Below are 13,311 nucleotides of genomic sequence, written 5' to 3'. Positions count from 1 at the left end.
CAATATAAATAAACTGTTGATTTTAGAGCAAGAGGAAAGGTGTATTTTTCAATCTCCGGCGAGAAAACCCAGACAGAATACCTATTTTGTTCAGCACTGATCACTAGCATTACCACTAGTGATAATGCTCATTTCTGGTAAGGAGATCAGCCATAGATCCTTCAGGATCAATAGTGAACAAAAAGCTTATATTTGTCTATCTTCCTGCCTGAGCGGTGAGAATGCTCTGTTTTTCTCTTGACCTGGCACAGAGCAGGAATTTATAGTAAAGTTAAGCTCCTCTGAAAACGCTATTCATCTCTGGATAATTCAGAGTTAGCACCCATACCATCACTCAAATCGTACGAGACGCGCCATGAATCTGTCCCATCACTACTTTCCTTCCTTTCAAAAAGCCTTCTGCCATGCACTCAAACTTTAAAGTACCGGAGTGAAAAGCAGGAAGGAATCCATCAAAAATCGTAAGGCCTGCGCTCGGTTAGCATCTCACCTGTCTTGATCTTATGGAGATCGCATTGGAGTCTTTAGATAGCCGTCCAGCCAATGAGATATACATGGAAAGTCCATATGCATGTCGAACGTTCAGTATTCGCGATACTTTGTATCTACTAATGAACAAAAAATGCATTTTTGACTAAGTTCTTATTTAAAATCAAAAAAATATGTTATTTCCTTGACCACAACTATATCAATATTTTACAGTTAAACTACGAAAACTTGAAAAGAGCGTTCTGAGACCACTTTGGGGTGGGCTTGTCAACACCGATCCCGCTAATCAGTAAGGCTCTATTTTCTTTGAATCGCCATAATTAAAGGAGAAATAGTGAAATGCTCTATCCACACGTTGTCTTCAATGAAGGGAGTATCCTTAAATGAAAGGATTTGCAGCAAATGAGAAAAATAGATTAGAAAATGCCACGACCCAAACGAAAGTTGGCATTATCGGCGCTGGTCCGGTAGGGCTTCTCATCGGCAACTTGCTCTTGCAAGCGGGCATCGCTTGCATCATTGTTGAGCAGCAATCACGTGACTACATCGAGCACCGAGCACGTGCTGGTTTGATAGAATATTGGGTAGTTGACTATTTACGGCGCTACGGACTGGCGGACCGACTTCTTCGTGAGGGAGCAGCTCATGCTCGTTGCGAGTTCCGCTACCGTCGACAGCGCTTTAGTCTCCCCTATGCTTCGCTGTGTGGGGATCGTACCCACTATGTCTATCCGCAGCAGGAGTTGGTAAAGGATCTCGTCGCCTCCTTTCTCAATGCAGGTGGCGATCTCCGCTTTGAGACACCCGCCCTCTGCGTAAGCAAGCCTGCCACTACCACTCCGACTATACATTCCTCCACAGGCGATATTGTTTGCGATCTAATCGTTGGTTGCGATGGCTTTTATGGAGTGACCAGACCATCACTTCCTTCTGCGGCTTTTACTATCTTCGAGAAGCAGCATGAGTTTAGGTGGCTCGCGTTGCTTGCAGCAGCGCCGCCCAGTACTGATCAAATTATCTACGGCTTGCACGAGCGTGGTTTTGCCGGACACATGCTCCGCACGTCAAAGGTCAGCCGCTTCTATCTCCAATGCGCTGATAGCGATAGCTTGAACAGCTGGCCAGATGAGCGAATCTGGTCGGAACTGGAGATCCGGCTCTCTCTCGATGAGCCCTGGTCACTTACAAGAGGGCCGATACTTGAGAAGAGCTTTCTTGATCTACGCAGTTTTGTTTGCGAACCAATGCAATACGGAAGAGTCTATTTGGCAGGGGATGCTGCACATATCATTTCCCCCGCTGGGGGCAAAGGCATGAATCTCGGGCTAGCCGATGCCGCTGTCTTTATCCATGCTGTACGAGCCTTTTATGAGCGCCAGGATGACACATTCCTAGCAGCATATTCACAGCAATGCTTACCGCGCATATGGAGAGCGCAAGAGTTTTCTCACTGGATGCTCTCCATCATACATCCACCTGCGCCAGATCGCCCTAATGCAACTTTTATGCATCAACTCCAGATCGCCCAAATTGAACGCTTACGCAGGTCGCGAGCTGCGGCAGAGAGCTTCGCCGAGGATTACGTCGGATACAATATGGTCCTTGAGTAGGGGAAAGAAAATTACCGGGAAAAGTAGGCTGGCAATGGGAATTTGAGATGGCTCCTCGTGAGCTTTTTCCTCTACCACGCGATGCGCATCAGCGGGTTCCACTCTTGGATTGCATTCCGTCATTAAAGTGTTGGGCAAGATTCAGCTGATGAAAAGGCGCGATTCGTACGAAGTAGTCCCGGCTGGATGGCCCGTCAAGAGTGAAATTGGGATACTGACTCTTCCAATTCTGTTGACTCTAGAGAGAAAGGTGATTTTTCAATGAGCAAGCTTGTGATGGCTCGTTCTAAAGTGAAAGCCGAAAAAGTGGAAGAACTCGAAGCGAGCATCAAACGTTTAGCTGCTGAGCTTGAGCACTCGCAGCGAGAGGATATGCGCTACGCATGGTTTCGTCTCCCCGATGGGGTGACCTATGTGATTTTGGCAGAATTTGGGGAGAATGTAGCACAAACCAGCATACCAGGATATGCCGAATTTGATGAGGTTATCAAGTCCGCAGTCAGCGAGAAACCAATTGTCGAAAAGTTGACGCTAAGCGCTTCGTACCGCTTTTTATGATGACCAACCATACAGATCTGTACTCTTATAGACGAGAGTCAGATACACGGCCCAAGGCATCTCACTCCCGCATGGAGCCATAGGCACAAACCATGACAAGAACAGGGAACACACCTTCTATCCGACTGGTTTGCTCCCATGCCAGAGATGTGAAAAGGGCGGGCGCGAGAATAGAGAGATGCCCGCAAACACCCCCTGAAAAAGGAGAGAAGTGATGCTCATATCTCGCGATGGTAACCTGGTAGCATTGATCAATGTCTTCGAGACCCAACCTGAGCAGCAGCAAGAGCTAATCGATCGATGGCTTAGCTACTTTGAGCAGGGGAAAGAGGCACCTGGTTTGATCGGAGTGGCACTGCACCGAAGCAAAGATGGCACTCGCGTTATTAACTACGCTCAGTGGAGATCGGAGGCAGACTTTGACCATTTTAGAAAGGAGCACCTCAGGCCAATAGATGGGCCCGGCCCGGCCGCCTCGGCCTCGCGTGTTGATCCACACCTCTACGAAGTTGTATATCACTATGAGACGGCAGGAAGTTGATGAGCCTGGCGTGAAGATGTACAGAACTGCTTCATCCCGAAACTTGATCTGACGGCCATATGGTTCGAGGCCCGAAATGAGGGCAGAAAATCCCTAAGGAGGTTGGCGCTCGTCGTGCGCCTCCTTATCCTCTATGTGAGCTCGTTGCTCCAGTATTAAGCATCAGGCTTCGAACCATTGCCTACAAGTGCGCAAAGGAATTGTCCCGCTGCTTAGGAGTGTAACCTGGCTGTGCCGCAAAGTACTGTAATGCCTGACGTATATCCTTCAGCAAGAGATCGGCAAGATCGCGGCTAAAACCTTCTTTCACCACAACGCGCTGAACAACAAGATCTTCCCGATTCTTGGGCAGGGTATATGCAGGTACAAGCCAGCCATGAGAGCGGAGTCGATCGGCCATATCAAAGAGGGTAAAGTTTGTCTCTTCCTTTAGCCTCCAGGCAAACACCGGTAGCTCGCTACCATCCGAAATCAGTTCAAACGGACCCAATTGAGCAATCTGATCAGACAAATATAACGCAATCTCCTGACTCACGCGCTGAATTCGCGTATATCCCTCTCGGCCCAGGCGCAGAAAGTTATAATACTGCCCTACTACCTGGTTACCAGGACGAGAGAAATTAAGGGTAAAGGTTGGAATCTGTCCACCAAGATAATTCACTGAGAAGACCAGTTCCTCTGGCAAAGCTTCCTGATCGCGCCAGAGAGCCCAGCCCACTCCAGGGTACACGAGGCCATACTTGTGGCCAGAAGAATTGATTGAAGCAACGCGTGGAACGCGGAAATCCCATTCCAGATCAGGTTGAATGAAAGGAGCAACAAAGCCACCACTGGCGGCATCCACATGTATTAGAATATCAAGACCATTCTCAGCATATAAGCGGTCTAACGCATCGCTAATCTCTTTGATCGGTTCGTAGCTCCCATCAAACGTGCTCCCCAGTACAGCTATCACGCCTATAGTATTCTCATCACAGTATTTAACCGCTTCTTCCGCATTCAAGTGGAAGCGATTCCCTTCCATAGGAATGTAGCGTGGCTCAATCTCCCAGTAGCGTGCAAACTTTTTCCAGCAGACCTGCACATTGATCCCCATAACCAGATTCGGGCGGTCCGTTGGCTTGCCCTGCTTTTTCATCCGCTCACGCCACCTCCACTTCAACGCCATTCCAGCGAGCATTGCAGCCTCGCTTGAGCCCACAGTGGAAGTACCAACGGCGTCTTGATCCTTTGGAGCATTCCACAGTCTAGCGATCATATTAACGCATCTCTTTTCCAGCTCGGCTGTCTGTGGATACTCATCTTTATCAATCAAATTCTTGTCAAAGGTCTCCGCCATTAATTGGCGCACTTCTGGCTCCATCCAGGTTGTCACGAAGGTTGCCAGATTGAGCCTGGAGCTACCATCAAGGATCAACTCATCATGAATAAGGTTGTAGGCAAGGCGAGGTTCCATTCCTTCTTGAGGAAGCTCATAACGAGGTACGTCGGTAGATAGTGCCCGAGACGCGTATGTAGGCGTCAATACTGTATCCGCTTCTTGCAGCCTATTCAGGTCCACTTTCTTGGAAAGCATGCCAAACTCCTTGCTTCAATTTGGGCCAGGCTTTACTACCCAAATTATCTATATTCATCTGTAGTACTAAAAAAACGTTGGGTGTACCCTTATTAATGCTAGCAAGATCGAACGTTTCTTAGTCCTACAACATCTTAGCAAGAAGCAAGTTCGCCCATCAAGCATTTGTTCGATAGTAGGACTTCTTAGCCCTTGCGCTATGACCTATTTCTCCTTGACATTACTCTTCTCAAAAACCCTGATTATAGAGAATATGACTTAATTGTTATACAAGCATACACAGAATCCTCAAGGAGAAAAGATTCTTTGCTAACTCATCTGATAGATTCCATCTTTGGCTGATGCAGAGGTGAAACCCAAGAATTGCGCCTAGCTGACCCAGCAAGAGAGTATGGGGAAACCTTGCGGACGCTCTTTCACGGGCAGGTTGGGTCGCCACTTCGAGAAGTATAGTTTTGGATACTCCTTGCCGGTGGGACTTCTCTTTGGTATACTTCCCGGTGTTGGGAGGAATTAAAGGATCGTTGGGATACACAATGTAAGCACACGGAAGGTTTGATGTCACGAACACCTCTTCATGCCCTGGTCTGGTCCAAAGAGCAGCGCCTCTACGAGTGGTATACCCAGGGTCAGATAAAGCAACGTTTTCAACCAGCTGAGGAATCTGCCTGGCTAGCCTGGCTCCACAGAGTGTCCTCATTTGCTTTCCGCGGCATCAGTGGCTCACTCAATGTCCACAAGGAACAGAGGCCACGGGGTGGCGCGTATTGGTATGCCTATCAGACCAAAGAAGGCCGTACGCGCAAGCGTTACCTGGGACGAACAGAAGCCCTCAAGTTCTCGCGGCTAGAGGAGACGGCACGGACTCTCTTACACGTGCTGTCGCCCGCGACGACGACCGGCCAGGGGATGCTGGTGCTTTCAGGGCAGCTTGCTCCACCGCGGCTGCCGAGCGCCCTGGTGGAACGCGAACGCCTGCTGACAGCCCTGGATGAGGCGCATTCGACACAGCTGACCTTGCTCTCGGCCTCGGCCGGCTGGGGCAAAACCACCCTGCTCTCGGTGTGGGTGCAGCGGCAGAAAAAGTCGCAGGTGGCCTGGCTCGCACTTGACGAATTGGACAACAGCCCGACACGCTTCTGGGTCGCGCTGATCGCCGCCCTGCGCCACTGCCCCAGCCTGGCAGCGAACTTTGGAGAAAACGTGGTAGCCCAGTTGCAATCGCCCCAGCCTCCACCGCTTTCCTCTTGTCTTTCTGTGCTGCTCTATGAGCTGGAAAGCCAGCAGATGTATCCCGCTCCCATCGTTCTTATTGTTGATGATTATCAGGTGATCGAAGAATCGGTCATTCATCAGGGTATGGCCTTCTTCTTGGAGCATATGCCTGCTCACATGCACCTGATCCTCTCCAGCCGCGTTGATCCAGATCTGCCTCTTGCGCGTCTACGAGCCCACGGACAGTTAACCGAGATTAGGGTAGACGAACTGCGCTTCCAGAAGGGCGAAGCAAGCAAGTTTTTGGGCAAAATGCTCTCCCCGCCCCTCTCAGAAGAAGAGCTGCAACGGCTGGTGAGCCGGACTGAAGGCTGGATTGCTGGTCTGCACCTGGTCGCGCTCACCATGCAGAAACGTGAGGATCGCAGCGCTTATCTTGAGACCTTGACCGGGAGTCAGCGATATCTGCTTGACTACGTGCAGGAAGACATTCTTGCCCGTCTGTCACCCGAGACGCGCAACTTTTTACTCCACATTGCCATTCTCTCGCGTCTTGACGCTGCTGTGTGTCAAGCCGTCACCGCCGCACCGACGATGGCAGCCAGCCAGCACCTGCTCGCATTGCTGGAGCGGGCAAATCTCTTCCTGGTGCCCCTGGATGAGGAGCGGCGCACCTATCGGCTCCATGGTCTCTTTCGCGAAGCCTTGCTCTCGGCGCTCCACACCCATCAACCAGAGATGGTGCCGCTCTTGCACCACCGGGCTGCCGAATTTTATGAGGCAGAGAAGCAGTGGACTGAAGCTATTACCCATGCGCTTGCCGGAGCTTCCTACTCCATGGCAGCGCGGCTGATGGAGCAGACGGTCGAGCAGTTCTGGATGCGTGGAGAGACAGCGACGATGGCACGCTGGGTGCTGGCGCTGCCTGATCCGCTGGTGCGCGAACATACACGCCTGGTGCTCACCACAGCGCTCTACCGCCTCCACCCCGTCACCACTTCGACCCCTGAGCAGCGCGAAAGCCGCTATCAACAGGTGAAACAGCTCATAGCGCGGGTTGAAGCCACTCTGCAGCATCAAGCACATGAAACCAGCCAGGCTACGCACACTGACGAGGCCTTTCGCTCCAGCGATCTGGGGACCCACGAGGCCTCGCCGGCTCTGCTGCATCGGCGTCTGCGCCTCTTACGCGCAGGGATAGCTTTATATGAGGCGATTGAGACCTCGGCATATGAGCGCTTGCCCGCCCTCCATCAGGAGATGCAGGAGCTTGATCAGGACAAGGAGATCATCTGGCACATGCTCCCGCTCTTCTGTAACGTCGTCTACTCCACGCTCCGGCAAGAGCGAGCAAAGCTTTTGCCGCAACTGCTGGAAGCCAGGCAGATGGTGCGCCACGCAGGAAGCCATTTTGCGGCTACCAGAGTCATCCAGTGGCTAGCGCTCGCGGCAGTAGAGGCGGGACAGTTGCGCCTGGCCTATCAGGAAAGTCTCGCCGCCCTCGATCTGATTGAGCAGGCGGCAAGCTATGCCCTGCTCAAAGGATACTTTAAAGAGGTCCTGGCGCTGGTAGCGTATCAATGGAATCGGCTGGAAGAGGCGCGTAGCTGGCTGCGAACAGTTATTCAGGATGCCACTCTCTGGCAGCAGCATGATTTACTCCTATCAGGATATCTTCATCTGATGCAAGTCGAGCTGGCAAGAGGAGATCTGTCAGCTGTCCAGCAGACACAGCAAGAGTTGGAGCAGCTGGGAGGAACTCAGCGTCTGAACTGGCTGCCCATCATACAGGCACAATGGTGCCTGGCCCAGGGACAGATAAAGGAGGCAACCAACTGGGCGATGAGTATGGCCTTTCCAGAAAGGGCATGGGACCGCAGCCTGTATGATGCTTTCCCTGTCGTGATACGGATATATTTTGCACAGCAGCATTGGGCCGAGGCGCTAGAGCTGCTGAAGCGCTTTAGCGGGGATCTAGGTAGTTCAGCCAACAGCAGGATTACCCTCACCTATCTGGCTCAGCACATGGTGGCACTGCACCATGCCGGCCATCATGAGCAAGCTAACGAGATCGCGGCGCGCCTGTTTGACTTGACCGAACCAGAGGGTTACTTACGGGTGTACCTGGATGAAGGCGAACCGATGCGCCAGACACTTGAGGCTCTGCTCTCTGCGCATTCCCAACAGCAGGGGTTAGCTCCCTCCATCAGAGCCTACATCTCAAAGCTACTTGCCGTTTTCGCGCAGGCGCGGCAGATCACAAGCCCATCTCTGGCCGAGCCTACTCCCAGGCCCGCTCTTTCCTCTGCGTCGGATGCTTCCCTGACGCGGCGTGAGCAGGAAGTCTTGCGCCTGCTGGCCACCGGAGCCTCCAATCAGGAGATCGCGCGAACCCTGGTGATCGAGCTGCCCACTGTCAAGAAACATGTCAGCAACCTGCTCGGCAAGCTGCAAGCCTCTAGCCGCACACAGGCGATTAGCCGGGCACGTGCCCTCTCACTGCTCTAGCCTGATTCCTCCCAACAACTGGCCTTCCTCCCCATCCAACTACTCCCTTTGGCATCCTTTTGACGACTGTGGAATGACGCGCATTCTGCTAAAATTTTCGTAGACGCGGTGAGGAGGCAATGGTGATCTTCCTTCCAAGCATGGCACGCAGGAAGTGAAACGCGCAAGATCAGCGGAGGAGGCAAATGTACTACACGATACGAGTTCAAGGACACCTGAGTCCATCCTGGCAAGACCGCCTTGGCGGACTCCGCATCGAGCAGCAGGAGACGGGAACAACGCTTCTTTCTGGGTCACTGCCGGATCAGGCTGCGCTGCATGGGGTGCTCCTACAGATCATCCGTCTCGGTCTGACCCTGCTCTCGCTTGAAACCGGTGAGGCACCCAACGAGACAGGGAATGATCTCTGAGCCGCGTGCAAAGGGATGCAGAAGCTTTTCTGCTCGGCTGGCGCACTGGCCGCGCATGGACTTCATACGCAAAGAAAGCAGATTACAGATCTCGCTCGATGGTTCTGTCCCGAGATGGTGGCGCGTGAAAATACCGCCGGAGCCTGGTAGCAACAGAGCCGACTATGGAAAAGCACAAGAAGGATACAAAGCACGTTACGTTACGACAAATGAAAGGTAGGTTCCGCTAATGGCAGATGAAAAAATTATGATGGTGATGATGGCAGTTACAGATATGGAGAAGGCCAAAACGTTCTACGCAGAGCAATTGGGATTTCAGGTAACCACCGACTATGGACAAGGCGATCAGCGTTGGGTTGGGCTTTCACTCCCCGGAGGGGGCGCCTCGCTGACGCTCTCAACATTGCATGGAAACATGAAACCCGGGTCAATGAGGCTCTACCTCTCGACTTCAGATATTGAAGCTGCACACAATGAGTTCAAGGCCAAAGGGGCTAGGGTCAACGACGTGAAGGATGATCTGTATGGCCCGGGCTCTGGCGTCAAGTGGTTTGACCTCCGTGATCCCGATGGCAACGTGTGGCAGGTAGTTCAGTCCTAACCGCCTCTACGATCGATCTACGCGCTCACTATTGCTTTGAGCGCAATGGCCAGAGGCATATAATGAGAAGAGCACGAGACCGCAGTCGAACTGCGGCGAGGGTTCCAACCTAGGTCACGATGAGGAGGATATTATGAGCCAACCAGAAAAGAAGGGCACTCAGGAGCCTGCCAAGAGCCCCACAGCGATTAACAAGAAGTCCAAAGGCTTCACAGATGAGGAAAAAGCTGCGATGAAGGATCGCATCAAAGAGCAGCAGGCGGAAGCACGCGCCAATAAGAATAAGGCGGAAGGGGAAAGCGATGTGCGCGCGAAGATCGCCGAGATGCCTGAACCGGATCGGGTACTCGGCGAACGGCTCCATGCGATCATCAAAGCCAGCGCGCCAGCTCTCGCGCCGAAGCTCTGGTACAGCATGCCCGCGTATGCCCGAGACGGCAAAGTCGTCTGCTTCTTTCAACCTGCGAGCAAGTTCAAGACGAGGTATGCAACGCTCGGCTTCAACGACAGCGCCAACCTCGACGAAGGTGCCATGTGGCCGGTCTACTTCGCGCTAAAGGAGTTGACGACTGCAGAAGAGGCCAAGATCGCTGAGCTCGTGAAGAAAGCTGTGAGCTGAGGACTAGAACTGGCGTAATGTTCCCATTTGCACGCTCACGTCGTTGGTGCCCGCTACTTGGCGTCGGACGACACATTACATATGCGCAGTGTCGCGCTTAATAGATCGCGTGCAATCGGGAACAACTTACAGCTAGTTTGCTGGCAAGGATCTCACGTAGTATCCAGTTCCTCTTCTTACCCAGCAATACATTCACAGATCCACTCGACAAAGGGGTCGAAGCAAGGAGTAGACTTGCTAATTTGATGTTCCCAACACGCTGGAGAAAGCATGTTCTCTTCATCAGACTCAACCTATTAAGAAGGTTTGGGCTTCTCCGGCGCTGTTTCTTGATTAATCGACCATGAGAAAAAAGCATAACTTGCGCCAAGATAATTTATTGTAAAACAAGCCAATCAAGCCTTGGAGGGAAATATCTCGCAAGAACTATATTGAGTATTATGTCTATGTTTATATATAAAATAATATTATTAATAAATATGTATACTCATATTATCGACACGAGAAACAAAGAGCATTGCCAGTATTGACCTGCTTGCTTCGAGATTGGCTTGAGGACAGTGAGGGAAGACCTCTCGCCTCACCCAAACTAGAGCGCGCTTTGCCGTGCATACGCACTCGTGATGAGAACAAGAGGTCATTGAGGAAGAACACTTTCAGCCCCGTGATCTGGAAGTTTTGGGTCTGGAAGGAAATTCGGCAATTGTGAAGCGGTTATCTTCTGAGGAGAAGTAGATGAAAGAATTAAAAGGCGTTATCGCCGCACTTATTACGCCATTCTCACACACCGGCGCGTTAGAGCCACATCTGTTAACTGAGCATATCGATTATCTGCTTGAACAAGGCATCCATGCTCTTGCAGTCGGTGGTAGTACTGGTGAGTTCGAGGCGCTGTCTTTTGAGGAACTTATGAGCGTCTATAAGCTTGCCGTGGAACACACTCAAGGACGTATACCTGTTGTTGGTGGCGTTGGCGGTCGCAGCACGCGAGAAGCTATTCATACGGCAAAGGCAGCCCAGGCATGCGGACTCGATGCCCTTCTGGTCTTTCCTCCTCATTATTCCGGCTACGAATTTAGCGAAGAAGAAATTTTTCACTATTATCACGATGTGGCTGGGGCAACTCCCTTACCCATGATATTGTATAACTGGCGGAGCAAGACGAGAGCGAGCCTGTCACCCGAACTAGTAGCTCGCTTGAGTGAACTTCCTACCATTCGCTATATCAAAGAAGGAACTGCTGATATCAGCCATGTCCAGCGTATGCTCCAAGCCACACAAAATCAGATTACTGTGCTCAGCGGTGGAAATAGTATTGTGCTGGAAAGTTTGCGCATGGGTTCCCGGGGGATGTTTAGTGGTACGGCAAATGTTCTCCCCGAAGTAATGATTACCCTCTATCGCCTCACAACTTCCCACAATTACGAGGAGGCCCTGCAGTATTATCGTCAAGTACGCCCTCTGCTGGTATTTCTTGAAGAGCAGGGGCGCTTTGTAGCCTGGTTAAAGGCTGCTATGCGTTTACGAGGGCATAATGGTGGCTTTCCTCGTCGACCATACCTGCCAGCCAATGACGGAGAAATTGCCCTGATAAAACAAGCTCTCAGCAAAGCTGGTTTCGTGAGCGAGTAATCAGGAGCAATGTATCTCTTCTAGCTACTAGAGGGTAAGAAAAGCACGAGGAACGAGCGAGCTTTAGAAAGCAGCAAATTTGGGCCGGCTGGGTTGTCCCAGGCTCTGATGTGCCCGGGTATCCCGGCCAACTGAAGCCCCACATTATGCCTCACGAACGAGCCTATGAATAAGCATTTCTACCTCTTTCTTTGCCCATTCTTCCTCGATATTCTTTATTCCCATAATTCTGTCTATGATATGTTTGTTTTTATTATATATATGGATTGCATCAACATAGGCTTCGTTTGTAAAGGATAGAAGTGAGTGCAAAGACACCGGTCTTTCTGGATACATCCTATCAATCTTTCGCTCAATCTCGTTTTGTATCCTGAAGAGTGATTCTTTGGTTCTCTCTCGTAACGTCACTGCATGCTCCAACGCCAAAGTAGCCATCGCATCGGTGTTTGGTTTCCTTAAGCGTTCGTAGTGAGCTAAGATCTTCGGCCAATTCGTACCGTGCGCCTGGATACATTCATCAAGAATGAGACAATCTTCAAATCCAGCGTTCGCGCCTTGACCATAATGGGGAACAATTGCATGAGCTGCGTCGCCAATGAGTGCTACCCTTCCATGAACTACCCATGGAGCCGTATCAACCGTGACCATTGTATTGGGAGAAGTGCGGAAATACTCTTCTACATAGGTCGGGATATATGGAAGCACATCTGGAAAGGCGACAGTAAGTAGTTGATGTAAATCGTGGGCATTGCGAATCGTTTCAAATGACGGTTCCCCCTGAAAAGGGAGCTGCAGAAAGAGGGTAAAGCTTCGGTCACGGTTTGGAAAACCAAGGAGCATGTAATGCCCGCGTGGCCAGACATGAAGCGTATTTTTCTCCTTCGTCCACCCTTCAGCTACGGTGTTTGGGACAGTAAGGCTTTTATATCCATCATACATAAAGCGCTGTGAGAAGCAAAGGTGCTTCTTTTTGTGAAGCTGAGAACGAATAGCAGAAAACGCCCCATCAGCGCCGAAAATCACGCTAGCGCTTTTTCTTGTTATTACCCCTGTTTTCGCATTCTGCAACATGACCACTGGAGCGGCAACATCGATGTCAACACATTTCTCATCAAAAGAAAAACGGATCTCACGTTGTTTGGATGCAACATTAAAGAGAAGTGCATTGAGGTGTTGCCGAGCAAGAGAATAGAGAGCCTCTTGCCTATTCCCATAGGGAAGAACTATCAACTCCCTGTTATCAAGGAGATGAAGCGTTCTCCCAAAGAGAGGGACGGCAACGCGACGAATGGCCTCTCCAAGACCGAGTTTATCGAGCGCCCGAAAGCCTCTCTGAGAGATCGTAATGTTCACCGAGGGTTTTCCTGTTGGTGCGATCCGCTCATCAATCATGGAACGTTTTTCGTAGACCTCAACATCGTACCCTCTTCTCGCCAAATAGAGCGCAAGCAAAGTTCCAACGAGTCCTGCACCAATAATTATGACCTTTTCTTGTCCTGCCATATCTTTGCTCCTTTTGAAAGGGTGAAAGCTCCCTGCGGATTGAGCGAGA

At 51.1% G+C, this 13,311-nt stretch carries 10 protein-coding genes; 8 read left to right on the top strand and 2 right to left on the bottom strand.

Features of this window, described 5'->3' with window-relative positions:
- Positions 1 to 872: 872 nt before the first annotated feature.
- The 3 genes from EPA93_RS45860 (at position 873) to EPA93_RS45850 (ending at position 3,198) form a co-directional block, all read left to right on the top strand.
- Positions 873 to 2,099, top strand: coding sequence for a 4-hydroxybenzoate 3-monooxygenase (locus EPA93_RS45860; protein WP_129893973.1), 1,227 nt, complete (start codon positions 873 to 875; stop codon positions 2,097 to 2,099).
- Positions 2,100 to 2,360: 261 nt separating this feature from the next.
- Positions 2,361 to 2,657 (top strand): hypothetical protein, encoded by a 297-nt coding sequence (locus EPA93_RS45855; protein WP_129893972.1) that lies wholly within the window; start codon positions 2,361 to 2,363, stop codon positions 2,655 to 2,657.
- 214 nt (positions 2,658 to 2,871) lie between these two features.
- Positions 2,872 to 3,198 carry an antibiotic biosynthesis monooxygenase family protein gene (locus EPA93_RS45850; RefSeq protein WP_129893971.1) on the top strand — a complete coding sequence of 109 codons (327 nt, stop codon included), beginning with the start codon at positions 2,872 to 2,874 and terminating at the stop codon, positions 3,196 to 3,198.
- Positions 3,199 to 3,379: 181 nt separating this feature from the next.
- Here the strand turns inward: EPA93_RS45850 and gad are convergent, their stop codons facing one another.
- On the bottom strand, positions 3,380 to 4,774 hold the full coding sequence (gad, locus tag EPA93_RS45845; protein ID WP_129893970.1) for a glutamate decarboxylase: 1,395 nt from the start codon (positions 4,772 to 4,774) through the stop codon (positions 3,380 to 3,382).
- A gap of 558 nt (positions 4,775 to 5,332) precedes the next feature.
- Here gad and EPA93_RS50690 point away from each other — a divergent pair.
- The 5 genes from EPA93_RS50690 to EPA93_RS45820 all read left to right on the top strand — a co-directional run bounded on the left by EPA93_RS50690 (position 5,333) and on the right by EPA93_RS45820 (position 11,759).
- The gene (locus EPA93_RS50690; RefSeq protein ID WP_129893969.1) at positions 5,333 to 8,497 is read left to right on the top strand and encodes a DUF6788 family protein; all 3,165 of its coding nucleotides are present in this window, start codon (positions 5,333 to 5,335) and stop codon (positions 8,495 to 8,497) included.
- Between the two features lie 185 nt (positions 8,498 to 8,682).
- Positions 8,683 to 8,907 carry a hypothetical protein gene (locus EPA93_RS45835; RefSeq protein WP_129893968.1) on the top strand — a complete coding sequence of 75 codons (225 nt, stop codon included), beginning with the start codon at positions 8,683 to 8,685 and terminating at the stop codon, positions 8,905 to 8,907.
- A gap of 247 nt (positions 8,908 to 9,154) precedes the next feature.
- Complete coding sequence (locus EPA93_RS45830) at positions 9,155 to 9,508, top strand: VOC family protein (RefSeq protein ID WP_242527274.1); 354 nt, start codon at positions 9,155 to 9,157, stop codon at positions 9,506 to 9,508.
- Positions 9,509 to 9,641: 133 nt separating this feature from the next.
- A complete protein-coding gene (locus EPA93_RS45825) occupies positions 9,642 to 10,127 on the top strand; it encodes an iron chaperone (protein ID WP_129893966.1) in 486 nt (161 codons plus the stop codon).
- A 735-nt stretch (positions 10,128 to 10,862) separates the two neighbouring features.
- A complete protein-coding gene (locus tag EPA93_RS45820; RefSeq protein WP_129893965.1) occupies positions 10,863 to 11,759 on the top strand; it encodes a dihydrodipicolinate synthase family protein in 897 nt (298 codons plus the stop codon).
- Positions 11,760 to 11,903: 144 nt separating this feature from the next.
- Here the strand turns inward: EPA93_RS45820 and EPA93_RS45815 are convergent, their stop codons facing one another.
- On the bottom strand, positions 11,904 to 13,262 hold the full coding sequence (locus tag EPA93_RS45815; protein WP_129893964.1) for an FAD-dependent oxidoreductase: 1,359 nt from the start codon (positions 13,260 to 13,262) through the stop codon (positions 11,904 to 11,906).
- Between the last annotated feature and the right edge of the window lie 49 nt (positions 13,263 to 13,311).

The sequence above is a fragment of the Ktedonosporobacter rubrisoli genome (assembly GCF_004208415.1).
In the GTDB taxonomy this organism is placed as follows: Bacteria; Chloroflexota; Ktedonobacteria; order Ktedonobacterales; family Ktedonobacteraceae; genus Ktedonosporobacter; species Ktedonosporobacter rubrisoli.
The sequence above is the reverse complement of the archived record's forward strand: the minus strand, read 5'-3'. Positions and strand labels throughout refer to the sequence as shown.

Excerpts from the sequence above, each read along its gene's own strand:
- EPA93_RS45855 (WP_129893972.1), top strand. The coding sequence starts at position 2,361 with ATGAGCAAGCTTGTGATGGCTCGTTCTAAAGTGAAAGCCGAAAAAGTG.
- EPA93_RS50690 (WP_129893969.1), top strand. The coding sequence starts at position 5,333 with ATGTCACGAACACCTCTTCATGCCCTGGTCTGGTCCAAAGAGCAGCGC.
- EPA93_RS45830 (WP_242527274.1), top strand. The coding sequence starts at position 9,155 with ATGATGGTGATGATGGCAGTTACAGATATGGAGAAGGCCAAAACGTTC.
- EPA93_RS45835 (WP_129893968.1), top strand. The coding sequence starts at position 8,683 with ATGTACTACACGATACGAGTTCAAGGACACCTGAGTCCATCCTGGCAA.
- EPA93_RS45860 (WP_129893973.1), top strand. The coding sequence starts at position 873 with ATGAAAGGATTTGCAGCAAATGAGAAAAATAGATTAGAAAATGCCACG.
- EPA93_RS45850 (WP_129893971.1), top strand. The coding sequence starts at position 2,872 with ATGCTCATATCTCGCGATGGTAACCTGGTAGCATTGATCAATGTCTTC.
- EPA93_RS45815 (WP_129893964.1), bottom strand. The coding sequence starts at position 13,262 with ATGGCAGGACAAGAAAAGGTCATAATTATTGGTGCAGGACTCGTTGGA.
- EPA93_RS45825 (WP_129893966.1), top strand. The coding sequence starts at position 9,642 with ATGAGCCAACCAGAAAAGAAGGGCACTCAGGAGCCTGCCAAGAGCCCC.
- EPA93_RS45820 (WP_129893965.1), top strand. The coding sequence starts at position 10,863 with ATGAAAGAATTAAAAGGCGTTATCGCCGCACTTATTACGCCATTCTCA.
- gad (WP_129893970.1), bottom strand. The coding sequence starts at position 4,774 with ATGCTTTCCAAGAAAGTGGACCTGAATAGGCTGCAAGAAGCGGATACA.